The organism is Promicromonospora sp. NFX87 (assembly GCF_048564965.1).
In the GTDB taxonomy this organism is placed as follows: Bacteria; Actinomycetota; Actinomycetes; order Actinomycetales; family Cellulomonadaceae; genus Promicromonospora.
The window spans coordinates 2713641-2736610 of sequence record NZ_CP183413.1 but is presented as its reverse complement, the minus strand read 5'-3'; the positions used below and the strand labels follow the sequence as shown (position 1 = coordinate 2736610).

The 22970-nt window shown below is 73.1% G+C and carries 18 protein-coding genes; 8 read left to right on the top strand and 10 right to left on the bottom strand.

Translation table 11 applies throughout. The features are described 5' to 3' along the window. Window positions 1–26: 26 nt before the first annotated feature. The 3 genes from ACNYC2_RS12240 to ACNYC2_RS12230 are packed head-to-tail and all read left to right on the top strand — an operon-like array spanning window position 27 to window position 4731. Window positions 27–875 carry a carbohydrate ABC transporter permease gene (locus ACNYC2_RS12240; protein ID WP_419707287.1) on the top strand — a complete coding sequence of 283 codons (849 nt, stop codon included), beginning with the start codon at window positions 27–29 and terminating at the stop codon, window positions 873–875. Continuing rightward, window positions 872–2338, top strand: a complete 1467-nt coding sequence (locus tag ACNYC2_RS12235) for a Gfo/Idh/MocA family protein (RefSeq protein ID WP_419707286.1) — start codon at window positions 872–874, stop codon at window positions 2336–2338. Before ACNYC2_RS12240 ends, ACNYC2_RS12235 begins: the two co-directional genes overlap by 4 nt. Then, window positions 2335–4731 carry an alpha-N-acetylglucosaminidase TIM-barrel domain-containing protein gene (locus ACNYC2_RS12230; protein WP_419707285.1) on the top strand — a complete coding sequence of 799 codons (2397 nt, stop codon included), beginning with the start codon at window positions 2335–2337 and terminating at the stop codon, window positions 4729–4731. The genes ACNYC2_RS12235 and ACNYC2_RS12230 overlap by 4 nt, the downstream gene beginning before the upstream one ends. Before the next feature lie 75 nt (window positions 4732–4806). Here ACNYC2_RS12230 and ACNYC2_RS12225 read toward each other — a convergent pair whose 3' ends face one another. The 3 genes from ACNYC2_RS12225 to ACNYC2_RS12215 are packed head-to-tail and all read right to left on the bottom strand — an operon-like array spanning window position 4807 to window position 7928. Continuing rightward, window positions 4807–6234, bottom strand: coding sequence for a UTP--glucose-1-phosphate uridylyltransferase (locus tag ACNYC2_RS12225; RefSeq protein WP_419707284.1), 1428 nt, complete (start codon window positions 6232–6234; stop codon window positions 4807–4809). 38 nt (window positions 6235–6272) lie between these two features. After that, window positions 6273–6893: an L-threonylcarbamoyladenylate synthase gene (locus tag ACNYC2_RS12220; protein ID WP_116675226.1), complete on the bottom strand. Its 621-nt coding sequence runs from the start codon at window positions 6891–6893 to the stop codon at window positions 6273–6275. 39 nt (window positions 6894–6932) lie between these two features. Continuing rightward, window positions 6933–7928: a threonine ammonia-lyase gene (locus ACNYC2_RS12215; RefSeq protein ID WP_419707283.1), complete on the bottom strand. Its 996-nt coding sequence runs from the start codon at window positions 7926–7928 to the stop codon at window positions 6933–6935. Window positions 7929–8023: 95 nt separating this feature from the next. Here ACNYC2_RS12215 and ACNYC2_RS12210 point away from each other — a divergent pair, with 95 nt between their 5' ends. Both ACNYC2_RS12210 and ACNYC2_RS12205 read left to right on the top strand, forming a co-directional pair. After that, a complete protein-coding gene (locus ACNYC2_RS12210; protein ID WP_377131048.1) occupies window positions 8024–8944 on the top strand; it encodes a LysR family transcriptional regulator in 921 nt (306 codons plus the stop codon). 48 nt (window positions 8945–8992) lie between these two features. Continuing rightward, window positions 8993–9451, top strand: a complete 459-nt coding sequence (locus ACNYC2_RS12205) for a VTT domain-containing protein (RefSeq protein WP_419707282.1) — start codon at window positions 8993–8995, stop codon at window positions 9449–9451. 63 nt (window positions 9452–9514) lie between these two features. Here ACNYC2_RS12205 and ACNYC2_RS12200 read toward each other — a convergent pair whose 3' ends face one another. Together ACNYC2_RS12200 and ACNYC2_RS12195 are read right to left on the bottom strand one after the other, a co-directional pair. After that, window positions 9515–10099 (bottom strand): DinB family protein, encoded by a 585-nt coding sequence (locus ACNYC2_RS12200; RefSeq protein ID WP_419707281.1) that lies wholly within the window; start codon window positions 10097–10099, stop codon window positions 9515–9517. Then, window positions 10096–10992, bottom strand: a complete 897-nt coding sequence (locus ACNYC2_RS12195; protein WP_419707280.1) for a class I SAM-dependent methyltransferase — start codon at window positions 10990–10992, stop codon at window positions 10096–10098. Before ACNYC2_RS12195 ends, ACNYC2_RS12200 begins: the two co-directional genes overlap by 4 nt. Before the next feature lie 131 nt (window positions 10993–11123). Between ACNYC2_RS12195 and ACNYC2_RS12190 the strand changes: the two genes are divergently transcribed. Further along, a complete protein-coding gene (locus tag ACNYC2_RS12190; RefSeq protein WP_419707279.1) occupies window positions 11124–12257 on the top strand; it encodes a hypothetical protein in 1134 nt (377 codons plus the stop codon). A 4-nt stretch (window positions 12258–12261) separates the two neighbouring features. Here ACNYC2_RS12190 and ACNYC2_RS12185 read toward each other — a convergent pair whose 3' ends face one another. Beyond that, window positions 12262–13185: an EamA family transporter gene (locus tag ACNYC2_RS12185; protein WP_419707278.1), complete on the bottom strand. Its 924-nt coding sequence runs from the start codon at window positions 13183–13185 to the stop codon at window positions 12262–12264. Between the two features lie 771 nt (window positions 13186–13956). Here ACNYC2_RS12185 and ACNYC2_RS12180 point away from each other — a divergent pair. After that, window positions 13957–15891 carry an HNH endonuclease gene (locus ACNYC2_RS12180; protein ID WP_419707277.1) on the top strand — a complete coding sequence of 645 codons (1935 nt, stop codon included), beginning with the start codon at window positions 13957–13959 and terminating at the stop codon, window positions 15889–15891. 223 nt (window positions 15892–16114) lie between these two features. Here the strand turns inward: ACNYC2_RS12180 and ACNYC2_RS12175 are convergent, their stop codons facing one another. After that, window positions 16115–16795, bottom strand: a complete 681-nt coding sequence (locus ACNYC2_RS12175) for a pyridoxamine 5'-phosphate oxidase family protein (RefSeq protein WP_419707276.1) — start codon at window positions 16793–16795, stop codon at window positions 16115–16117. Between the two features lie 106 nt (window positions 16796–16901). Between ACNYC2_RS12175 and ACNYC2_RS12170 the strand changes: the two genes are divergently transcribed. Then, window positions 16902–18347, top strand: coding sequence for a PLP-dependent aminotransferase family protein (locus tag ACNYC2_RS12170; protein WP_419707275.1), 1446 nt, complete (start codon window positions 16902–16904; stop codon window positions 18345–18347). 28 nt (window positions 18348–18375) lie between these two features. Here ACNYC2_RS12170 and ACNYC2_RS12165 read toward each other — a convergent pair whose 3' ends face one another. The 3 genes from ACNYC2_RS12165 to ddaH form a co-directional block, all read right to left on the bottom strand. Further along, window positions 18376–20229, bottom strand: a complete 1854-nt coding sequence (locus tag ACNYC2_RS12165; RefSeq protein ID WP_419707274.1) for an ABC transporter ATP-binding protein — start codon at window positions 20227–20229, stop codon at window positions 18376–18378. Beyond that, window positions 20226–22094 carry an ABC transporter ATP-binding protein gene (locus ACNYC2_RS12160; protein WP_419707273.1) on the bottom strand — a complete coding sequence of 623 codons (1869 nt, stop codon included), beginning with the start codon at window positions 22092–22094 and terminating at the stop codon, window positions 20226–20228. Before ACNYC2_RS12160 ends, ACNYC2_RS12165 begins: the two co-directional genes overlap by 4 nt. A 76-nt stretch (window positions 22095–22170) precedes the next feature. Continuing rightward, window positions 22171–22962 (bottom strand): dimethylargininase, encoded by a 792-nt coding sequence (gene ddaH, locus ACNYC2_RS12155; RefSeq protein WP_419707272.1) that lies wholly within the window; start codon window positions 22960–22962, stop codon window positions 22171–22173. Window positions 22963–22970 lie beyond the last annotated feature (8 nt).

The following is a 22970-nucleotide window of genomic DNA, read 5'->3' as shown; positions in this document are numbered from 1 at the left end:
AGGGGACAGTTCATGGGAGGACGGTCATGAGCGGTATCCGTCCGACCCGCGCCGCACGCGTCGGACGCGCCGTGGTGGTCGCCGTCGCGCTCCTGTGGTCGCTGGGGCCCGTGCTGTACGGCGTGCTGCTCTCGGTGCGGCCGTACGGCGAGGTGGTCCGCGACCCGCTCGGTCTGCCGTCCGGACTCGACCTGTCCGCCTTCACGACGGCGATGCGCGACGAGGCCGACGGCGGATTCGGGCTGGGCCGGTTCGTGCTCAACTCCCTCGGCGTCGCCGTGGGGACCGTCGCGCTGAGCATCCTGGTGTGCGTGCTGGGCGCCTACGCCGCCGCCCGCCTCCGGTACCGCGGCCGGGCGCTGACGAACGGCATCATCCTGGCGGTGTACCTGTTTCCGGGGATCGTGCTGGCGGTGCCGAAGTTCGTCATCCTGTCGCGGCTCGGCCTGACGAGCACCCTGGTGGGACTGCTCATCGTCTACGTGGCGGCCACGGTGCCCGTCGCGCTGTACATGATGCGGAACTTCTTCCTGGCGCTGCCGCAGAGCGTCGAGGAGGCGGCGATCATGGACGGCTGCACGCTCGGCCAGCTGCTGGTCCGGGTGGTGCTGCCGATCGCGATCCCCGGCGTCGTCGCCACCGCCATCTACGTGTTCATGATCGCCTGGAACGAGTACTTCTACGCCCTCCTGTTCCTGGTGCAGCACCGCGACCTCTGGACGGCGCCGCTCGGCATCGCGCAGCTCGGCGACTTCCAGGTGCCGGTCACCGTGCTCCTGGCGGGTTCGATCGCGGTGACCGTGCCCGTGGTGATCGTCTTCTTCCTCGCGCAGCGGTACATCGTGTCAGGCCTGGTCCAGGGGGCGGAGAGATGACGGCGCCTCCGGCCGGCGCTCCCGCCCGGCCCCCGGTCCGCCTGGCCGTCCTCGGAGCCGGCGGCCGCGGCGCCGACGCCTACGGCCGCTGGATCCGGGCGCACCCCGACCGCGCCCGGATCGTCGCCGTGGCCGACCCTGACCCGGCCCGCCTGGAGGCCCTGGCCGGCACGACCGCCGCCCGCTACGCCGACTGGACCGGCCTGGTCGCGGACCTCGGCCGCCTGCGGCCCGATGCCGTGATCGTCGCGCTGCCCGACGCGCTCCACGTCGCCGCGGCCACGGCGGTCGCGCAGCGCGACGATCACGGCGTCGGGCTGCCGATGCTGCTGGAGAAGCCCGCCGCGCCGACGCTCGCCGCCCTGACCGACCTCGCGGGCGTGGTGCGCCGGACGGGCGCGCGGATCGCCGTCGGGCACGTGCTGCGGTTCGCGCCGTTCTGGCGGGCGGTGCGGGCGGTCGTCGAGTCGGGTGCCCTCGGCAACCTCGCGACCATCGAGGTGCGCGAGAACATCGGGTTCTGGCACTTCGCGCACTCGTTCGTGCGGGGCAACTGGCGCAACGCCGCCGAGTCCAGCCCCATGGTGCTCGCCAAGACCTGCCACGACCTCGACCTGATCCGCTGGCTCGCCGGGTCGGCGCCCCGGACCGTGACGAGCGAGGGTTCGCTGCTGCACTTCCGCCCCGAGAACGCACCGGAGGGCGCCCCCGCCCGCTGCACCGACGGCTGTCCCGCCGCCGCTGACTGCCCGTTCTACGCGCCCCGCTACTACCTCGACGCGCTGCGCGACGTCACCGGTCATCCGGTCACGATGCTCGGCGGCGACCTGTCCCCCGCCGGCCGCCTCGCCGCCCTGCGGCGCGGGCCGTACGGGCGCTGCGTCTACCACTGCGACAACGACGTCGCCGACCACCAGCAGACCCTCCTGCGCTTCCCCTCCGGGCTCACCGCCACGCTCACGGCCAGCGCGTTCACCGCCGAGAACACGCGGCACCTGGCGATCACCGGCACGCGCGGGCAGCTGCACGGGCACATGGAGTCGGGCGAGATCCGGGTGGACCTGTTCTCGCCGTCGGGCCGCCTGCCGGACGCCGTCCTGGGCGCCCTGCCCGACGTGGAGCTCGTCGAGTCCGGCACGGACGGGCCGCTCGGCCACGCCAGCCACACGCTCGTGGCCCAGCCTGCGCCTGAATCTGGCTCGAGCGGCGTTCATGCCGGCGGCGACGACGGCCTCATGGACGCGTTCTGCCGGGCGGTGGTCGACGGCACCGTCGGTTCGGGCGAGCTGTCGTTCGCCACGGCGCTGGACAGCCACCTCATGGCGTTCGCCGCGGAGTGGTCGCGTTCGGGTGCGGGCGTGGTGGACTTCGGGCGGTGGTCCAGCGCCGCGCTCGGTTCTGCGGGCGCCGGCCTCGGCCCGGACAGCGCACCTCAGGACGGCACCGTCCGGCGGGTGCGATGAGCGCGGCGAACGCGTGGGCCGACGCCGTCCGCGGCGTCGCCGAGCGGGCAGGCCTGGACCCGCGGCGGGTCACCGTCGAGCACGCCGTGTTCGATGCCGACCGGCTCGATACCGACCAGCCCGACACCTCCCGACCCGACACCGCCGAGTACCGGGCCGAGGCCGGCCACCTGACGATCCGGGCGGCAGGCGCGGTGGCGGCGTCCGTCGCGCTGGCCCGGTACGTCCGCGACCACCTGGGGACGCGGCTGACCTGGCAGCGTCCGCGCGTCGGCCCGAGCACCGCCGGTTCGAGCACAGCTGGTTCGAGCACGGTCGGCACGACCCCGCTGCCGGACGCGCCCCGCACCACCGTCTCGTCGCCGCACGAGGTGCGGTACTACCTGAACGTCGTGACCTTCGGGTACTCGACGCCGTTCTGGGGCTGGGACCGCTGGGAGCGCGAGATCGACTGGATGGCGCTGCACGGCATCACGCACCCGCTCATGCTCGTGGCGCACGAGGCGGTGCTGGCCGAGACGTTCCGCCGAGCCGGTCTGCCCGACGCCGAGGCCGCGCGCTGGCTGGGCGGCGCCGCGCACTTCCCGTGGACGTTCATGGGCGGCATGCACTCGTTCGGCGGTCCGCTGCCGGCTCGCTGGGCCGAGCGCCGTCTCGACCTGGCCCGGCGCGTCCTGGCCCGGATGCGCGAGCTCGGCATGACGCCGGTGCTCCCCGCGTTCGGCGGGCATGTGCCGCCGGCCCTCGCGAGGCCCGCTCCCGACGGCGACGACCCGGACGGTGACGCCCCCGACCGCGACCACCCCGCCGGCGAGATCGAGTGGCAGGGCTGGCGCATCCCCCTCCTCCACCCGGAGTCGCGTCGTTTCCAGGAGCTGTTCGCGACCTTCGCGCACGTCCAGCGCGAGCTGCTCGGCCCGGGGTCCGGGCACTACGCCGTCGACCCGTACATCGAGTCGGTCCCGCCGTCGGGCGACGTCGAGTACCTGCGCGCCGCCGGCCGCGGCACCTACCGGGCCCTCGCCGCCGCGGATCCGGACGCCGTCTGGATGCTCCAGGGCTGGCCCTTCCACTACAAGGGCGCGTTCTGGACGCCCGACCGCGTGGCCGCGTACCTGCGGGACGTCCCCGTCGACCGCACGCTCGTCCTGGACCTCTGGGGCGAGCACGTGCCACTGCACACGGCCCTCCTGGCCGACGGCGCCCCGCTCGCCGGACGGCCCTGGGTCTGGTGCGCGCTGCACAACTTCGGGGGCCGGCCGGCGCTGTTCGGCGACCTGCGCGGCCTCGTCCGGGACTTCCGCGCCCTGCCCGACGGCGTACCCCACCTGCGCGGGATCGGTCTCGCCCCGGAGGCCATCGAGAACAACGAGGTCTTCTACGAGCTGGCGACCGACCTCGCCTGGGACGACGCTCCCCGCTCCCCCGTGGAGCTCGACCGCTGGCTGGAGCGGTTCGTGCTGGACCGGTACGGGCTGTCGGAACCGCATCCGATCACAGAACCGGGCAGAGCATCGGGCAGAGCACCGGGCAGAACATCGCTCACAGAATCGGGTGCAGGACCGGGCCTGTCCAGGCTGACTGGTGAGCTACGCGCGGACCTGGCACAGACGGCGCTACGCGCTTGGCACACTATTTATTCGACCCTCTACGGCGAGGGCCGTACCCGTTCCGTCCCGACGCCCGTGATCGCTCGCCCCTGGACCGCAGGCCTGCCGTTCCCCGCCCAGCGCAGCGCGGGCGAGGCGATCGGGAACGCGCCCCCGACGCCGTCGTCCAACATCGACGCCGAGAACGACCCCGCCGTCGCGACCGCGCTCCCCCGCCTCGACCAGGCGCTGCGGGAGCTGACAGCGGTCCGCGACACTCTCCCGGACGGTCTCGCGGACAGCCAGCCGCGCGACCTGCTCAGCGCCGACATCGCCGAGCTGGCGGGCCACGTCCTCGCCCAGGGCACCCGGGTGCACGTACGCGGCATCCTGGCGGCGGCCCGCGCGGGCGACCCGGACAGCGTCCGCGCCCACATGCGCCGCCTGCGCGCCGACCTGCTGCGGCTCGACGACCTGGCCGGCGCCCGCCCCGAGACCCGGGTCTCCACCTGGATCGACGCCGCCCGTGCTTGGGGCGACACCGACGCCGAGCGGGACGCCATGGAACGTGAGGCACGGAGCCTGGTCAGCGTCTGGGGCGAGCAGCACAACGGCCTGCACGACTACTCGGGCCGGCACTGGCAGGGCCTGGTCCGGGACCTCTACCTGCCGCGCTGGCAGGCCTGGGCGGACTGGCTGGCCGACACCGCCGCGCACGGCCCGGTCCCGCCCGACGCCGACCCGACCCCGCTGCGCGAACGCATCGTCGCACTGGAGGAGAGGTGGCGCGGACGCACGCGATAGTCGGTAGAACGTCAGGTGGTCGGCACCTCGGGATGCCGACCACCTGACGTTCTGCCGACCGCGCCAACCGCGCGCTCAGAAACCTTCCGGGCCCACCGTCGCGCCGTCGGGCACCGTGCCGCCGTCGCCCACGAGCTGCGCCTTGCCCTCCACCCGCACGCCGGACCCGAAGGTCCAGTCGCCGCGGACCGTCAGCGAGTCGGCGTCGCGCAGCGACGGCGCACCCGCGGCGAACCGCTCGGTGAAGGCGTCGATGAGCTTGTAGTGGTCCTTGTCGAGGTCCACGAGCGGCGCGAGGGCCTGCGCCTCGAGCCGGTAGTCGGGCGTCAGGTCGTAGACGTCCGACCGCAGCACGAGCAGGTCGTTGGTCGTCTTGACCGGCAGGAACCGCGAGCGCTCGACCTCGATCGCCGTCGCACCCTCGAAGACGGCGACCGCCGCGCCCATCGCGGACTCGATCTGCACGACCTTGGGCGACGACGCGTCCGACGGGTCGACGGTCTTGTCGTTGCGGATCAGCGGGAGCTCCAGCACCCCCGACGTCCGCTCGAGCTCGGCGGCCAGCGCCTCCAGGTTGAACCAGAGGTTGTTGGTGTGGAAGAACGGGTGGCGCGTGGCGTCCAGGGACGCGGCGACGTCGTCGGGGTGGGTCTGCGCGGTCTCGCGCTGGACCATCTGGCCGTCGGACTTGCGGATGACGATCTGGCCGCCCTTGACGTCGGCGGGCGTCTTGCGGCACAGCTCGGCGGCGTACGGGGCGCCGGATGCGGCGAACCAGCCGGCGATCGTGGCGTCCGGCGTGGCGCCGAGGTTGTCCGAGTTGGAGACGCACATGTACCGGAAGCCGGCCTCCAGCAGCGCGACGACGACGCCGGACGCGTGCAGCGCCGGGTAGAGGTCGCCGTGGCCGGGCGGGCACCACTCCAGCTCGGGGTCCTTCTCCCAGGTGACCGGCGTGAGGTCGTCCGCGAGCAGCTTGGGCTCGCGGTTCTGCAGGAAGTCGACGGGCAGCCCGTCGACGGCGAGGTCCGGGTAGCGCTCCAGCGCGGCGAGCGAGTCGTCGCGGGTGCGGAACGAGTTCATGAACAGCAGCGGCAGCCGGGCGCCGGTGGCCTCCCGGGCCGCACGCAGCTGGCCGACGATGATGTCGAGGAACGTGAGCATCTCGGGCTCGCCCGAACCGGCGCCCTCGGACGAGGCCGGCGCGACCCGCACCGGCAGCAGCGACTTCGCCTGGTCCATGCCCATGGACGTGCCGAGCCCGCCGTTGAGCTTGAGCATCGCGGTCTTCGCGAGGGCGGCGGCGGCTTCGTCGTCGTCGATGGTCAGCTCGGCGCGGTTCGGGATGTCGACCAGCGGGTCGATGTCGTCCTCGCGGATCATGCCGCTCGCACCCGACTGCAGCAGGTGGTAGAACCGCGCGAACGTCTCGATGGCGGCGGGCGCCACGCCTGCTTCGGTCATCTTGGTACGGGCCTGCTCGAGCCCGGTGGGGTCGGTCATGGGCACAGGTTATTCGACACCGCGGTCACTCGAAGCGGTCACTCGAAACGAGCGGGGTCCCCGGCTCCTACGCGCACGACGTCGGGGAAACCGTCGGACCAGTCGACGACGGTGGTCGGCTCGGTACCGGCGTCCCCGCCGTCGACTACGGCGTCGAGCAGGTGGTCGAGCTCTTCCTTGATGGTCCAGCCGTCCGTCATCGGCTCGGCCTGGTCCGGCAGGATGAGCGTGGACGAGAGCAGCGGCTCCCCCAGCTCGCGCAGCAGCGCCTGCGTGACGGCGGAGTCGGGGATGCGCACGCCCACCGTCTTCTTCTTGGGGTGGGCGAGCCGGCGCGGGACCTCGGCGGTGGCCGGGAGGATGAACGTGTACGGCCCTGGCGTGGCCGACTTGATCGCGCGGAACGCCGAGTTGTCGAGCTTCACGAGCTGCCCCAGCTGCGCGAAGTCCGAGCACACCAGCGTGAAGTGGTGCTTGTCGTCGAGCTTGCGGATGCTGCGGATGCGGTCCGCGCCGTCGTGGTAGTCCATGCGGCAGCCCAGCGCGTAGGAGGAGTCGGTCGGGTAGGCGACCAGGGCGTCGTCGCGCAGCATGGCGACGACCTGCGCGATGCTGCGCGGCTGGGGGTCGACGGGGTGGACGTCGAAGTAGCGGGCCATGCCGCCGAGCCTAGTCGGGCCCGGATCCCGACGCAGCGCTCAGAGCACAGACAGAGCCCGCCGCAGCTCGTCCCCGCTGGCGTTCCCGCCGGTGCACACGACGCCGACGTTCCGGCCGGCGAAGCGCTCCGGATCGGCGAGGACCGCCGCGAGCGCCGCGGCGCCGGCGCCCTCGGCGACGGTGTGCGCGCCGGTGAGGTACAGGTGCTGGGCGGCGGTGATCTGGTCGTCGGTGACGAGCACGAAGTCGGTGAGGTGCCGGCGCATGAGGGCCTGGGTGACCTCGAACCCGCAGCCGACGGCGAGGCCTTCGGCGCGGGTCGTGTTGGTGCGCTCGACGAGGGCTCCGGCGTGCCAGGAGTCGTGGGCCGCGGGCGAGGCGGCGGACTGGACGCCGATCACCGCGGTGCCGGGGGCGACGGCGGCGGCGACCAGGCTCGCGGCGGCGGCGCCGGACCCGCCTCCGACGGGTACGACGAGGACGTCGAGGCCGGGTGCCTGCTGGAAGAGCTCGAGGTAGAGGGTGCCGACGCCGGCGATGATGCCGGGTTCGTTGGCGGCGCCGACGAGGCGGGCGCCGGTGCTCTCGGCGAGGGCGGTGGCCTGGGCGCGGGCGTCGTCGAAGTTGGCGCCGTGCAGCAGCACGTCGGCGCCGAGGTCGAGGACTGCCCGGAGCTTGACCGGGTTGGGGTCGTCGGGCATGACGATGGTGCAGGCGGTGCCGGTGAGGCGGGCGGCGTAGGCGACGCCCTGGGCGTGGTTGCCGGTGGAGTAGGCGACGACGCCGCGGGCGCGTTCGGCGTCGGGCATGGAGAGCAGGAGGTTGCTGGCGCCGCGGGCCTTGAACGCTCCGGTGCGTTGCTGGTTCTCGTGCTTGACGACTATCGCGGCGTCGGTGGCGCGGTCGAGCTCGGCGTACTGCCCCACGGGGGTGCGGACGACGACGCCCTCCAGGCGGGCCTGCGCGGCGAGGACGTCGGCGATGGTCGGCGGTGCCGGTGCCGAGAGCCGGGGCGGGAGGGTCGCGAGCGTCATGGTTCCAGCGTGACCCCCGCATGACCCATAGGTCCAATACCTGTTACGAAGATCTTCGATCGATGACACCTATCTTTCTGGGCTAGCCTGGGGTCATGACCGCAGAGCTCGACCTGACCCGGCTGCGTGTCCTCGCGGCGGTGGCCCGTACGGGTTCCGTCACGGCGGCAGCGAAGGAGCTGCACTACGCGCAGCCGTCGGTGAGTCACCACCTGTCCCGCCTGGAGGCCGACGCGGGGATCCCGCTGCTCCAGCGCCACGGCCGCGGCGTCCGCCTCACCGAGGCCGGCCGCCTGCTCGCCACGCGCGCCGAGGAGATCCTGGGCCGTGTCGAGGGCGCGCGCCGCGAGCTCGACGCGCTCGCCGGCCTGCGCGCGGGCCGGGCGCGGCTCGCCGCGTTCCCCTCCGCGCTGGCCACCGTGGTGCCCGACGCCGTCGCCCGGCTCCAGCAGGAGCATCCGGGGCTCTCCGTGGGCCTCGTGGAGCACGAGCCGCCGGACGCCGTCGCCGCCCTGCAGTCGGGCGCCGTCGACGTCGCGCTGGTGTTCGAGCACACGGACGTGCGCCACGCGCGCTCCATGGACGACCTGTCCCGCTACGAGTCGACGACGATCCTCGACGACCCGGTCCACCTCGTGACGGCCGTCGACCTCGACGCGGCCCCCGTGCCGGGGTTCGTGCCGGACCTGAAGCTGCTCGACGACGCGGAGTGGATCGCCGGCTGCGAGCGATGTCGCGCCGACATGGTGGCCCGCTGCGCCGCCGTGGGGTTCGCGCCGCGCATCGCGTTCGAGACCGACGACTACGTGGCGGTCCAGGCCCTCGTGGCCGCAGGGGCGGGCGTGAGCCTGCTGCCGGGGCTCACGCTCCGCGCCCACCGCAACCCCGGGATCGCGAACGCTCCCCTGCCGGGCGCCGTGCGCCGGGTCATGGCGCTGACCGTCGGGCCGCCCGCACCGCCCGCCGCGGCCCTGATTCGGCAGCTCGTCGCGGCAGGCGCTAACGTCCCTCTGTGACCACGGCCACTTTCCCGCACGCGGCTGGCTGAGGACGGACCAGGCCCGATGCTCCTGCTGTCCACCTTCTTCTACTCCGCGGGCTCCGCCGTGGCGGCGTTCATGGCGCTCGAGGCCTATCTGGCCGTGGCCGCGACCAACGACACCTACCCGAGCGTGCTGCTGGCCGCCGTGGCCGCCGTCGGACAGATCACCGGCAAGCTGCTCTGGTACTGGGCCGGCGCAGGGACCACCCGCCTGCCGTGGCTGCGCCGCAAGCTGGAGTCCCCGAAGGCCGCCGCCGCGATGACCCGCTGGCGCGACCGCACCGACGGGCGCCCCGTCTACATGGGCCTGGTGCTGCTCGCCTCGGCGTTCGCGGGCCTCCCGCCGTTCATGGTGATGTCGGTGGTCGCGGGCGTGCTGCGCGTGCGGCTGTGGCTGTTCATCAGCACCGGCCTGGTCGGCCGGTTCCTCCGCTTCTGGATAGTGCTGGAGGCCGCCGACTACGCGTGGCTCCTGCTCTGAGCCGTCTGCTGCTCTGAGCCGTCTGCGCTGCGTGATCTGTGCTGAGCGAGCCGGCCCGGGCGGCTACAGGTCCGTCGCGCCGTCCAGGGCCTCGCGCAGCAGGTCGGCGTGCCCCGCGTGCCGGGAGTACTCCTCCACCATGTGCACGAGGATCCAGCGCAGGGAGATGTGCCCGTTGCGCCCGGGCCGCGCGGTGGTCCGGTCCAGGACGCCCGCGCCGGGCGGCGGCGTCTCGGCCAGCACCTCGTCGAGGATCCGCTCGGAGGCCGCGACCGCGTCGTCGAACAGGGCGGTGAGCTGCTCGGGCGTGTCTTCCAGGGCGCTGTGCCAGTCCCAGTCGGAGTCGGCCGCCCAGTCCACCGTGTCCCAGGGCGGGGCCGGCTCGTTGCCCGCCAGGCGCACGTTGAACCAGACGTCCTCGACGTACGCCAGGTGCTTGAGCATGCCCGCCAGCGTCATGGTCGACGGCGGGTGCGGCGTCCGCAGCTGCTCGACCGTCAGGCCCTCGCACTGGCGGCGGATCGTCGCGCGGTAGAAGTCGACGAACGACCGCAGGATGGTCAGCTCGTCGCCCACGATGGGCGGGTCGGTCCTCGGGACGGCGCTGCCCTCGATGACGCTCTCGGCGTCCGGCTGGGAGATGCTCATGGCGCGACAGTACCGATCGCCAGGATGTGCTGGCTCATGTCGGTGACCCCGGGCGTCGTCGACAGCGCGCGGGCGAGCGTGAGCGCGGCGTCGATCAGCCCGGGGGCCTCGGGGGCGTCGAGCCGCACCCGTTCCAGCGCTCCGCCGGCGGGTCCCTCGATGCCGTGCACGACGACGTCGGACAGCCCTGCCTCGCCGGCCTCCGCCGCGAGCTCCGCGGCGTCGTGGAAGTGCGCGGCGGGGAACCCGATGTCGGCGGGGACGTGGCCGTGCTCCAGGATCGCCTGCCAGGCCGACGGCGGGAAGAGCTCGTAGCCACCGCCGACCAGTCCCGCGAGCCGCGTGATCGCCGCCGCGGCGACGGTGCCGCCCGGCCGGGTCACGCGCACGGCCTCGCGCAGGGCGAGCAGCCGGTCCGCGCGGCTCGCGAGGTGGTAGAGCGGGCCGAGGAGGAGCACCGCGTCGAACTCGTCGTCCGCGAGGTCCAGACCTGGTGCGCCCAGGTTCCTGGCGTCGCCGACGCGCGCCTCGAACGTGCCGTGCCGCCCCGCGCGGGCGACCTGCGCGGCGACCGGGTCGACAAGCAGGACGTCGTAGCCGTCCTCCGCCAGGGGTGCGGCGTGCACCCCGGTGGCACCTCCGACGTCGAGCACCCGTGCGCCGGGCGCGAGCCGCTGCCGGACCAGCTCCTGGGTCCTGGTGTGCTCCACCCGGCCCTGCGCGGTGCCGACCGTCAGCCGGGCGTGCTCGTCCCAGCCCGTCCGGCCGGAGTAGTACTCCTGGACCCGGGTGTCCACCGCGCCCTGGTCGGTCGCGTACCGACCGGTCCGGCCGCCGTGCTGCCCGCCGTGCCGCCCGCCGTCTGGTCCGTCGCCGCTCGCCTCGCTCACCATGGCGAGACCGTAACGGCGCCCCGTGACCGCCCGCCACGTGTTTCCGGCACGAAAATACTTGCTCTTTTCACCCCGGACGAATCGTTACGTGTCCGGTACGCCTCTTTTGCTCGGAGTGTGAGCATGGCAACATGCGCAGGGTGCACCTGATCCGAGAATTCGCACCTGACGCCTACGAGTTCGCGCTGTCGTCCTGGTCGTGGATCGGAACCGGTGGCAAGACCCCGCGCTTCGCGTCCTGCTTCGGCGACATGTTCCTCGAGTCCCCCGACGGCTGGTGGTTCCTCGACACGGTGGAGGGCACGCTCGAACGCCGCTGGGACTCCATGGAGGGCATGTTCACCGACCTCCAGGGCAACGACGGCCGCGCGGAGTACCTCCTCGAGGAGACGTTGAACGCGGCCCTCGGACAAGGACTGAAGCTGGGCGAGGACGAGGTCTTCGCGTTCCTGCCGCCCCCGGCGGTGACGGGCACCATGTCCGTGAGCTCCCTGGCGCCGCTGCGCTTCGCCATCGCCGCGAACCTCGCCGGCCGCATCCACGGCGAGCTGAACGGCGTGCAGCCCGACGCCGGCGCGTCCGCCCTCTTCGCCGCCCAGCGGTACGCGGCGCAGCAGGCGGCCGCTCAGGCCGCTGCCGCGCAGGCCGCCGCACAGGACCAGGCGGCCAGGGAGGCTGCCGCGCGGGAGGCCGCGGCCCGGGCAGCGGTGGCCCGCGAAGCGGTGGCCCGGCAGGCCGCGGCACGGCAGGCGGCCGCACAGGAGGCCGCCGCGCAGCGTGCGGCGGCGCAGCGCGCCACGGCAGCCCAGGAGGCGGCGGCAGCGCGGTCGGCCCAGCAGGCGGCCGCACAGCACGCAGCCGCACAGCGAGTAGCCGCTGCTCAGGCCGTACCCGCCCAGCGGGCCGCCGCGGCGCCCACGTTCGACGCGCCCAACCCCCAGACCGACCGGTGGCAGCCGGCGGCGCAGCAGGTGATCACCGGCGCCTACCCCGTGTACCGGCCCGCCCCGGAGCCCGAGTACGCGGACTCCGGCTACGAGCCCCAGTACGCCGCGGGGTCGGAGCTGGAGTACACCGGGGGCTACGTCGCCCCGGGCGGGAACGCCGGGTACGACTACGTGGACAACTCCCACACCGCCGACTCCGGGCAGTTCAGCCAGTACATCGCCGACCAGTACAACACCGGCCAGATGGCCGCGATCGACCACACGTCCGTCCCGGCGCCGCGGGGGCCGCACCAGGACGGACGCTGGTCGTACGCCTGAGGCGCTACTCCTCCAGGCCCGCCACGGCGGCCAGGATCAGCACCGACCCGACGATCCCCAGGGGCCCCAGCCGCTCCCCGAGCAGGACCGCTGCCGCGACCGCAGCCGTCACCGGCTCCAGCAGCGTCGCGACGACCGCCGCTCCGCTGCGCGTGGTGCGCAACCCGGCGTAGAAGAGGCCGTAGGCCAGCGCCATCGTGAAGATCCCGAGATACGCGAGCGTGCCGAGCGCCGTCGGATCGCCCGTGACGAACGGTCCGCCGCCGGCCAGCGCCACGGGGACGAGGCCGACGGCGCCCGCCGTCGTCGCGACCGTCGTCAGGGCGAGCGGGTCCACGTCGCCGGACGCCAGCAGGGTGCTGCCGAGCGCCGTCGTCGCCGCGTAGACGGAACCTGACGCGATCGCCAGCAGCAGGCCGAGCACGGGCCGGGGCCCGACGGCGTTCACGCCCGCCCCTGCGCCGGACGCCATACCCGACGCCATGCTCACCAGCACGAGGCCGGACAGCGCTGAGCCCACGACGAGCGTCAGCCGGACGGTGCTCCTGGTCGCCGTCCGGCGCCGGGCCCGGACGAGGTCGACGACCGCGAGGAGGACCGGCGCCAGCCCCAGGCTGACCACCGTCGCGACGGTGACGCCGGCCGTGGCGACCGACCCGAAGTACAGCGCCTGGTAGGCGCCGGTCCCCAGGCCGACGACGACGGCGCGGGCCGGATGCGCCCGCACGAGCGCCAGGAGGTGCGGACCCCTGCGCAGGGCGAGCGAGGCCACGAGCAGCGCGGCAGCCGCGATGAGCATGCGGTAGGCGCTGACCGTGAGGACCGACATCGGCGAGTGGTCGCGCAGGATCTCAAGTGCGAGGCCGCCGGTGCCCCAGAGAACTCCGGCGAGGCATACGAAGAGCAGCCCGATACGAGTGGATGACATGTGTGCTCCTGGCCGGTCCCCGCGGGGCCCGGCCCGTTCCGAGGGAATTCCGAGGACAGGGAATCGTCGCGGAGCACGCCCCAGTACCGGCCCGCGTGGGCCGGTCGTAGTGCCGCTCCGGTCAGACGACCGGGGGCGGCAGGACGGAACGAGTGGGAGTCACGGTCGGGATGTTAGCAGCGCTTCTCGGGGTGGTGGCGGGGTGTCCGCTGGGGGCCGCTGGGGTGTCCGTTCGGGTCGACCTTCTGGGTCGGCGGGCGTGTCGGTGTCGCTGGGTAGGGTCATTGGTACCGGCTCCCGGGTGCGAGGCACGGCCGTTCAGCTGTCCCCGTACTTCCTGCCATATGGGTTGTCCACATCTTCGGATTCGGGGATGCGGAGCCAACCGATCGAACATATATTCGAGTGCAAGAGCGCTGTTGATTTGCGAGAGGGTGAGGTGAACGCATGCACCGATACGAGGACGGCAGGACCGGTCCCACCACGGTTGTCGAGGACCTCCTGCGCGATGCGCTGCGCTCTCCTGTCGGCCCGGTTCTCGACACATCTACGACCGCGTGCACCCTGACCTGGAACGCGATCCGCCACGATGGCGAAGGCAACCTACCGACCACCACGGTGACCTGGCCCGGACACGGCCTCGGCACGAGGGCCCGGAGCATCGCGGCGACGCCAGGTACATCGGCCGCTGACGGTGCAGACGACTCGAGCTCCGGCACACCGTTCGGTGGAGACGGTCTGGTCCGTGAAGACGAACCAGTCGATGGTGCCGTGCCGGTTGAGGATGGCGGGCGGGTCGGTGGTGATGCTGGCCTGGTCGGGCTCGACCGCCTGCCCGTCGGCGCGGCTCTGGTCGAGCTGCTGGCAGGTGTAGAGGTCGCTGATCTGGCAGACGATGTCCTGCTCGATGCCGCGGCACGTTGGCAGGACCTGATCTCCTGGGCCACCGCGATGCAGTCACGCGCGCTGGGCGAGATCGCTCGACGCCGCTCCTGGACGCAGGAACACAACGCCGCCGCAGCCGAGATCAGCGCCCGACTGCGAGTCCCGCAACACGAGGCGAACAAGCACCTCGCCCGCGGCGCCGGCCTGGCCGAGCACCCCCAGGTCATGAACGCCCTGCACGACGGCCTGATCGATACCGCCAAGGCCGACATCCTGCTGCGCTCCGGCAACCCCCTGACCCACGAGCAACGGGACGAAGCGATCACCCGATACCTACCCGAGGCACCCGACCGAACCCGTGGCTGGCTACGGAACAAGATGAACGAGTTCGCCCACCGCCTCAAGGGCGCGCTGGAGACGACCAAGCACGCCATAGCCCGCCGCGCGGTCTACCTCGACCCGGCTGACAACACGATGGCCTGGATCAGCGCGAACCTGCCCGCGCCCGACGCCGCAGCCGTGTGGGACGCGATCGAACAAGCCGCCCACGCCCTGCGCCGCACCCCGGGCACCACCCGGACCCTGGCCCAGGCCCGCGCCGACGCCCTCGTCGCGATCACCACCGGCCGCATCATCGTCCCGCCCCGCGCCGAGTGCGCCCCCACCACCACGCCAGCAACGGTGACGGCAGAGGCGGCGATACCGGAGGTGGCGATACAGGCGACGGCGATAGAGGCGACGGTCGCAGATGCGACCTCAGGACCGGTTCACCCCGGGAGCGAGCTGGAGCCCGCCGAGTCTTCCCCGGCCACGCCCGCCACGCAAGTGACCACCGCGCAAGACCCAGACGAACAAGCGCTACCTCGGACCACGGTCCCCGCGACGGGGTGCACCTGTGGCGGCTGTACCTGCGGCGGGACCGCGATACGAGTCATCCAGGTCAAGCCCCAGATCCGGGTCACGATCCCCGCCACCACGCTCCTGGGCCTGGACAACACACCCGGCCACCTCGACGGCTACGGGCCGATCCCCGCAGACACCGCCGCCCGGATCGCGACCGACGCGACCTGGCGCCGCCTGCTGACCGACCCCACCACCGGAATCCTCACGGACTACTCCACCACGACCTACCAACCCGGCAAGATCCTGCGCCAAGCGGTCACCGCCCGCGACCAGCACTGCACCTTCCTGCAGTGCGAACGACCCGCCCACTGGGCCGACCTGGACCACATCCAGCCCTTCGACCACGACCTCGACCCCACCAACCAGCCACCCGGCACTCCCGGACAGACGCGCGCCACCAACCTGCAACCCCTCTGCCGCGCCCACCACCTCGCCAAGACCCACCACGGCTGGACCCCCGTGCGCGACCCCACCACCGGCACCACGACCTGGACCGCGCCCACCGGACACACCTACACACGACCACCCACCCAGACCGGACAGATCAGCAACGACATCACCAGCCTGACCAACGACACCCGAGCGCGCCTCGGACAACCATCACTCACCGAACAACCCACCACCGGGCGACCTGTCACCGCAGGGTCGACGACTGCCGAGCGGCGCACCACCGAGCGGCGCACCACCGCAGGATCGACGACTGACGGGTCGACGACTGACGGGTCGAGCACCGAAGGGTCGAGCACCGAAGGGTCGAGCACCGAAGGGTCGAGCACCGAAGGGTCGAGCACCGAAGGGTCGAGCACCGAAGGGTCGAGCACCGAAGGGTCGAGCACGACATCGACCACGGAACGATCATCGGTCGAACCGACTACCGAACAGCGCCTACGCCGCTTCCCTGACGAGCCACCCTTCTGAGGTGTGGTCCGCCGACCAGGTTGCCCCTCAGGAAGGTCGCTCAGGAAGGTCGCTCAGAAAGCTCACAGAGCGGGTCGGCTGCTTGCTCAGCCTCGCCAGCAGTTCGGTTGACTGCTCGGCACGGCCGGATCGGACGGACGGTTGGCGTGAAGTCCGAAAGCGTCCGAGCCGAAGACCTCAGTCACCGCCCCCGTCGACGTCATGCACGGACCCCGCTGGCACGTCACGCCTTCCCGAGCTCCGCCGCGCGGCGCAGGATCAGCTCCGGCACCGGATCGGACACATAGTCCTCCGTCACGGGCTCCGACGCGACCCGGCGCACCGGAACGACCCCGGCCCAGCCCGTCAGGTCCAGGTCCCCCGGCTCGAGCGAGGCGCCGCCCGCGCGCTGCTTCATCGAGGCCTCGGCCAGCGGCAGCGCGATGACCACCGTCGCCGCGAGCTCCTTGCGCGTCGCGGGCGGAAGAGTCGCGGCCCGCCCGGGCATCATGTGGTCGACGACGAGGTCCAGCGCCCGGCGCCGCTCCTCCGGGTCGGTCACCCGGCGGGGTCGACCGATCACGACCGCCGACCGGTAGTTCATCGAGTGGTGGAAGCCGGTCCGCGCCAGGACCAGGCCGTCCAGCTCTGTCACGGTCACACAGACGTCCTGCTCCAGGGCCGGGGCGAGCCAACCAGCGGCGACAGACCCGTGCAGGTAGAGCGAACCGCCGTCGTCCGGCCCGGAGGCATCCACGGCGAAGGCCGTCGGCAGCACCACCGGATGCCCTCCGGCGACGACGCCCAGGTGCGCCACGAGCGCGTCCGAGAGCAGCGCCATGAGCTGACGCCGGTCCTCGACCTGGCGGTTGCGGCCGCGGGTCGGCGTGGTGCGTGGGGTCGGGGAGAGCTGCTGCGTCGTCATGCCGCTAGCCTGAACCGGAAGTGGCCGGTGCACACGGGCCAGTTCGCCGCGATTCAAACAAGCCACTTGTTGGTGACCAGCCCCCGCCCCAGCCGGAGAAGACCTCATGCTCCCCGTTCGTCTCGACCGCGCCCGGCCCGAGCCGCTTCCCGCGCAGCTCGCCGGCGCCGTCCGCGAGCTGGTGACCGGAGGCACGCTCGCCGCGGGCGACCGACTGCCCTCCAGCCGGGCCCTCGCGGCCGACCTGGGTGTGGCGCGCGCCGTCGTCGAGCAGGCGTACGACCAGCTCCTGGCCGAGGCATGGGTGGAGACGCGCCGCGGGTCGGGCACGTTCGTGGCGTCCGGCGGGGCGCTTCCGCCAGCCGCGCGCACGGCACACGCATCTGCACACGCAGGGGCACGCGCAGGGGCACGCGCAGGGGCACGCGCATCTGCACCGGCAGCGCCACACGCCTCCGCTGCCCCCAACCGGAACCGAACCGGAACCAGGACCCAGCCGGCCGCCCGCGAGCCGCAGCTCGTCCGCCTCGACGCGGGCACACCCTGGATCGACCCCAGGCACCTCGCGGGCTGGCGGCGCGCCTGGCGCGAGGTCTCCGTCGCCGTCGCGCCCCGGGGCTATCCCGATCCGCGCGGCCTTCCCGAGCTCCGCGAAGCGCTCGCCGAGCGGCTCGCCCGCACCCGCGGCGTGCCGGTGCGGCCCGACGAGATCCTGGTCACCGCCGGCTCCACCGACGGCCTGCGGCAGCTCCTGGGAGCACTAGGCCCGGGGGACGTCCTCATCGAGGATCCCGGCTACCGCGCGGCCGTCGAGATGGTCCGGTCGGCCGGGCGCGGCGTCGTGGACCACCCCGGCCTCGAGCCCGTCACGGACCTGGCCGGCTGCGCCGCCGCCTACGTCACGCCCGCACACCAGCACCCGCTGGGCCGGGTCATGCCGGCCGCGGACCGGCTCGCCCTGCTGGCGGCCGCCAGGAAGGCGGAGGCGGTGGTGGTCGAGGACGACTACGACTCGGAGTTCCGGTACGACGTCGCCCCCGTGCCCGCCCTCGCGGCCCTCGACCGGTCGCGGGTCGCCTACCTGGGCACCGCCTCGAAGTCGGTCAGCCCCAGCCTGCGGCTCGGCTGGCTCGTCGCGCCGCCGGAGATCCACGAACGCCTGGTCCGACGCCGCACGGTCACCCACGACACCCCGCCCTGGCCCACCCAGCGCGCCATGCTCACCCTCCTGCGCGACGGCTGGGCCGACAAGGTGATCCGCACCGCCCGCCGGGTCTACGCGGACCGGGCGCCGCGCGTCGCGGCCGCCCTGGCGCCGCATGCCGAGCTCGCCGGACCGCTGGCGGGGATGTACTCGACCTGGCTCACGGACCCGGCGTCGGCCGAGAGAGCACACGCAGCAGGGCGCGCCGCCGGCTTCGACGTCCCGCTCCTGGCCGACTACTGCCGCAGCGCCCGCCTGACCGGGCTGGTGCTCGGCTTCGGCGGCGTGACCGACGCGGAGCTGGACCGCGCGCTCGAGGCGATCGTCCGCGGCCTGGCTACGGGGTGACCCCCTTCGAGGTCGTCGGCGAGCCCGGTCAGACCAGCGAGTCCCGCCACGCCTCGTGCAGCCGGGCGTACCGCCCGTCGCCCGCGACGAGCTCGGCCGGCTTGCCGTCCTCGACGATCCGCCCGTGCTCCATCACCAGCACCCGGTCGGCGATCGCCACCGTGGACAGCCGGTGCGCGATGATGATCGCCGTCCGGTCCGCGAGCAGCGTCTGCAGGCCGCGCTGGACGAGCCGCTCGCCGGGCATGTCCAGCGAGGACGTCGCCTCGTCGAGCACCAGCACCGCCGGGTCGGCCAGGAAGGCCCGGGCGAACGACAGCAGCTGACGCTGACCGGCCGAGACCCGCCCGCCGCGCTTGTTCACGTCGGTGTCGTACCCGTCCGGCATGTTGAGCACGAACTCGTGCGCGCCCACCGCGCGGGCGGCGGCCTCGATCTCCTCCTGGGTGGCGTCCGGCCGGCCAAGCGCGATGTTCTCCCGCACCGAACCGCTGAACAGGTACGCCTCCTGGGTGACCATGACGACGGCGCGGCGCAGGTCGGCCGAGGCCAGGTCACGCACGTCGACGCCGTCCAGGCGCACCGCACCGTCGGACGCGTCGTAGAACCTGGTCACCAGCTTGGCCACCGTCGACTTGCCGGCGCCCGTGGTCCCGACCACCGCGACGGTCTGACCGGCGGGGATCGTGAGGTCCAGGTCGGGCAGCACCACCGGGCCGTCCCCGTACCGGAACCGGACGTGGTCCAGGCGCAGCTCACCGCGAGCCCGCCCGCCGTCCGCCAGCGGCAGCGGCGTCGGGTGCGCGGGCTCTGTGACGGTGGGCTCCTCGGAGAGCAGGCCGGACACCTTCTCGAGCGCCGCCGTCGCCGACTGGAACGAGTTGTAGAACATGCCGAGCTGCTGCACCGGCTGGAAGAACCGCTTGCAGTAGAGCAGCACGGCCGCCAGCACACCCACGGCCAGCGTGCCGCCCAGGACCCGCCAGCCGCCCACCGCGAGCGCCGCGACCACCGTCATGTTGCCGATCAGGATGAGTCCCGGCTGGAACCGGCCGTTGACGCCGAAGATCTGCAGGTTCGCGTCGCGGTACTCCTCGCCGAACTTGCGGTACTCGGCCTCGGTGGTGGTCTCGCGGCGGAACGCCTGCACGGCGCGCATGCCGGTCATCGTCTCGACGAACTTCACGATGAGCCGGGCGGACGCCGTCCGCTGCTCCCGGTAGAACCGCTGCGACATGCGCTGGAACCAGCGGGTGAGCAGCCAGGCCGGCACGAACGCGACGGCGAGCACCAGCCCGGACCGCCAGTCGATGAGCAGCAGGCTGACGAACGTGAACGCCATGAGCAGCACCGAGGAGACGACGCCGGTCAGACCGCCGTCGAGCAGCTCGCGCAGCGCCTCCAGGTCGGAGGTCTGCCGGGAGATGATCCGGCCCGACGTGTACGACTCGTGGAACTCCAGGGACAGGCGCTGGGTCTGGCGGAACACGCGGCGGCGCAGGTCGAGCAGCACCGCCTGGGCGATGCGTGCGGCGGCCCGCACGTAGGCGCCCGCGGCGACCCCGCCGAGGATCGCGGCGGCGAGGTACCCGGCGCCGCTGAGGACCAGCGGGGTGGCCGACCCGTCCTGCAGGGCGGGCACCGCCTGGTCGATGGCGACGGCGACGAGCCACGGCCCGGCGACCTGCCCGAGCGTGGACGCGACGACGAGCACCGCCGCCCAGGCCAGGGCCTTCTTGTGCGGGCGCAGCAGGTCGCCCAGCAGGCGCATCGACCGGCGCCGGACGCTGCGCGAGGCCTCTTTGTTGAGACGCGTCTCGTCGTCCGCCGCGGCGTCGGTGGGCCGACGGCGGGTCGTGGTCGGCTCGGTGGTGGCGGTCATGACAGCGCCTCCTGGCTCTCCTGGCCCTTCGCCACGTAGTCCTCCTCCAGGCTCGAGATGATGTACCGGTAGTGCGCGTCGCTCGCGAGCAGGTCGTGGTGCGTCCCGACGGCGGTGACCCGGCCGTCCTGGAGCACGGCCACCCGGTCCGCCAGCGCCACGGTCGACGGCCGGTGCGCGATGACGAGCGTCGTCGTGGCGACGAGCACGTCCCTCAGCCGGGCCGTGACCGCCTCCTCGGTGGTGACGTCGAGCGCGGAGAGCGGGTCGTCGAGCACGAGCACCCGCGGGCGGGCGGCGATGGCGCGGGCCAGCGCCAGGCGCTGCCGCTGGCCCCCGGACAGCGACAGGCCCTCCTCGCCGATGCGTGTGTCGACGCCTTCGGGCAGCTCGGCGACGAACTGCGCCTGCGCCACCTCGAGCGCCTGGGTCAGGAGCGCCTCGCGCTCGGCCGCCGGCAGGGTGTCGGGGACGCCGAGCAGCACGTTCTCGCGCACGGACGCGGAGAACAGCGTCGGGTCCTCGAACGCGACGGCGACCCGTTCCCGCACCTGGGCCCGGGTCAGGTCCCGGACGTCGACGCCGTCGACCTCGACCACGCCGTCGGTCACGTCGAAGAGCCGGGGCGGGAGCATCGCGAGCGTCGACTTGCCGGATCCGGTCAGCCCGACCAGGGCGGTAGTGGTGCCGGGCGGCAGCTCCAGGTCGACGTGCTCGAGGACGGGGCGAACGGCGTCGTCGTACCGGAAGGTGACGTCGCGGAAGGCGACGTGGCCGCCGGTCTGCCCGGCCCTCCCGGGGGTGACCGCGGGGAGGTCGGCGGGCGTCGCCGGGTCGGTCAGCGGGTTCGCGGTCTCCATGACCTCGAAGAACCGGTCGACGGCGGTGCGCGCGTTGAGCGTCATCGACAGGGTCATGCCGAGGTCGACGACGGGGCCGTTGATGACCTGGGCCGTGGCGAAGAACGCGACCAGGGCGCCGAGCGTCATGTCGCCCTGGGCCACGAGGTAGGCGCCCACCACGAGCGCCACGGCCTGCGTGACCTCCGGGATGGTGCGCAGCGCGGTGGTCAGGCCGGCGTCGGTGGTGGCCTTGCGGATCTCGGTCTCGCGCAGCCCCTCCGCCTGGTCGGTGAACTGGTCCAGCGCGTCCGGCCCGCGGCCGAACGCCTTGAGCACGCGGATCCCGTGCACGGACTCCTCGACGGTGGTGGCGAGGTCGCCGGACTGGTCCTGGGAGAGCCGCGAGATCTTGCGGTACCTGCTGGAGAACCGGAAGGCCAGGATGGTCACCGGGATGGACCCGCACAGGAAGATGATGCCGAGCCAGCCGCCCGTGGCGACGAGCAGGGCGACACCCACGATGATGGTCACGACGCTGACCACGAGCTGCAGGATGCCGAACACGAGCCACCGGCGGAGCAGGCCGAGGTCGCCCATGATGCGGCTCAGCAGCTGCCCGCCGGGCCAGCGGTCGTGGAACGCGATGGGCAGGTCCTGCAGGTGCGTGAACAGGGCCATCCGCATCCTGGCCTCGACGCGGGTGCCCGGGAACATCACCAGGGTGCGGCGCAGCAGGATGAGCCCGGCCTCCCCCACGCCGAGCACGGCGATGAGGACGACGGACCAGGCCAGGCCCGACCAGTCGTGCTCACGGACGCCCTCGGTGAGCGGGCCGTCGGTGACCCACCGGAGCACTGCGGGGATGGCGAGCGCCATGAGGCTGGCGCCGAGCGACGCGACCAGCCCGCCGACCAGGCGGGGCAGGGCGGTGCGGACGTAGGGGTGGAGACGACGGATCGAGGCGAAGGTGCTGCGCTCGGACGATGGATCGGATCGATTCGAACTATCGGCTGTTTGAGGCATCGGGTCCATTATCCCGCCGCCCGCAAGTTGTTAGTTTGGGTAAGCACCTAGTTGGAGCGTGACCTGCGTCACGCCCTCAGCGCACCCGCACCGACAGGCAGGTCACGCACCCCTCGAGCTTCTCGAACTCGGTGACGGGCGTGGTGAGCACCGTCAGCCCGCGCCCCCGCAGGAGCTCGGTGGTGGCGGGGGCGGCCGCGGACATCAGCACCGTGGACTCGTCCAGCACGACGACGGCGCTCCCCTCCGCCTCGGGCACCGGCACGAACGCGTCGAACACGCCGGTGTCCTCGACCAGCGGCGCGTACCCGATGACCGTGCCATCGGGCAGGGCGGTCACCGCGGACTTCAGGTGCAGCGCCCGGGTCACGGGCACCTCGACCACGCGCCACCCGCGCGGCTCGAGCAGCGCCCGGAGCTGGGCGGCGCCGTCGGCGTTCGTGCGCGCCGTCCGGCCGACGTACGCGGTGCGGCCCACCTTGAGGACGTCGCCGCCCTCGAGCGTGCCCGGCTCCGTGATCTGCGCGAGCTCGGTCACCACCGCCTCGGCCGCGGGCCGCACCGACTCCACCTCGCCCTGCCGGGTCAGCGCCCCCGGCCGGGTCAGGACCGCCAGGTCGTCGAACACGACCACCGCGTCCTCGACGAAGACCCCGTCGGGGTGCGCCTCGGCCGCCGGCACCACCCGCACGTCCCAGTCGTACCCGCGGAACACCTCCACGTACCGCTGCCACTGCTCGGCCGCCAGGTCCGCGTCGACGGGGACGCGTTCGAGGTGGGTGAGCTCGCCGTCGGCCAGCCGGGTCGACGGCGGGCGGACGAGCAGGGTGCGCCGCGGGCGCCCGGCAGCGGTCTGTTCAGTGGCCATGCGGCGAC

Excerpts from the sequence above, each read along its gene's own strand:
- ACNYC2_RS12200 (WP_419707281.1), bottom strand. The coding sequence starts at position 10,099 with ATGAGCATCTCCCAGCCGGACGCCGAGAGCGTCATCGAGGGCAGCGCC.
- ACNYC2_RS12235 (WP_419707286.1), top strand. The coding sequence starts at position 872 with ATGACGGCGCCTCCGGCCGGCGCTCCCGCCCGGCCCCCGGTCCGCCTG.
- ACNYC2_RS12170 (WP_419707275.1), top strand. The coding sequence starts at position 16,902 with ATGCTCCCCGTTCGTCTCGACCGCGCCCGGCCCGAGCCGCTTCCCGCG.
- ACNYC2_RS12225 (WP_419707284.1), bottom strand. The coding sequence starts at position 6,234 with ATGACCGACCCCACCGGGCTCGAGCAGGCCCGTACCAAGATGACCGAA.
- ddaH (WP_419707272.1), bottom strand. The coding sequence starts at position 22,962 with ATGGCCACTGAACAGACCGCTGCCGGGCGCCCGCGGCGCACCCTGCTC.
- ACNYC2_RS12220 (WP_116675226.1), bottom strand. The coding sequence starts at position 6,893 with ATGGCCCGCTACTTCGACGTCCACCCCGTCGACCCCCAGCCGCGCAGC.
- ACNYC2_RS12210 (WP_377131048.1), top strand. The coding sequence starts at position 8,024 with ATGACCGCAGAGCTCGACCTGACCCGGCTGCGTGTCCTCGCGGCGGTG.
- ACNYC2_RS12205 (WP_419707282.1), top strand. The coding sequence starts at position 8,993 with ATGCTCCTGCTGTCCACCTTCTTCTACTCCGCGGGCTCCGCCGTGGCG.
- ACNYC2_RS12165 (WP_419707274.1), bottom strand. The coding sequence starts at position 20,229 with ATGACCGCCACCACCGAGCCGACCACGACCCGCCGTCGGCCCACCGAC.
- ACNYC2_RS12230 (WP_419707285.1), top strand. The coding sequence starts at position 2,335 with ATGAGCGCGGCGAACGCGTGGGCCGACGCCGTCCGCGGCGTCGCCGAG.
- ACNYC2_RS12240 (WP_419707287.1), top strand. The coding sequence starts at position 27 with ATGAGCGGTATCCGTCCGACCCGCGCCGCACGCGTCGGACGCGCCGTG.
- ACNYC2_RS12185 (WP_419707278.1), bottom strand. The coding sequence starts at position 13,185 with ATGTCATCCACTCGTATCGGGCTGCTCTTCGTATGCCTCGCCGGAGTT.
- ACNYC2_RS12160 (WP_419707273.1), bottom strand. The coding sequence starts at position 22,094 with ATGCCTCAAACAGCCGATAGTTCGAATCGATCCGATCCATCGTCCGAG.
- ACNYC2_RS12175 (WP_419707276.1), bottom strand. The coding sequence starts at position 16,795 with ATGACGACGCAGCAGCTCTCCCCGACCCCACGCACCACGCCGACCCGC.
- ACNYC2_RS12190 (WP_419707279.1), top strand. The coding sequence starts at position 11,124 with ATGCGCAGGGTGCACCTGATCCGAGAATTCGCACCTGACGCCTACGAG.
- ACNYC2_RS12215 (WP_419707283.1), bottom strand. The coding sequence starts at position 7,928 with ATGACGCTCGCGACCCTCCCGCCCCGGCTCTCGGCACCGGCACCGCCG.
- ACNYC2_RS12195 (WP_419707280.1), bottom strand. The coding sequence starts at position 10,992 with ATGGTGAGCGAGGCGAGCGGCGACGGACCAGACGGCGGGCGGCACGGC.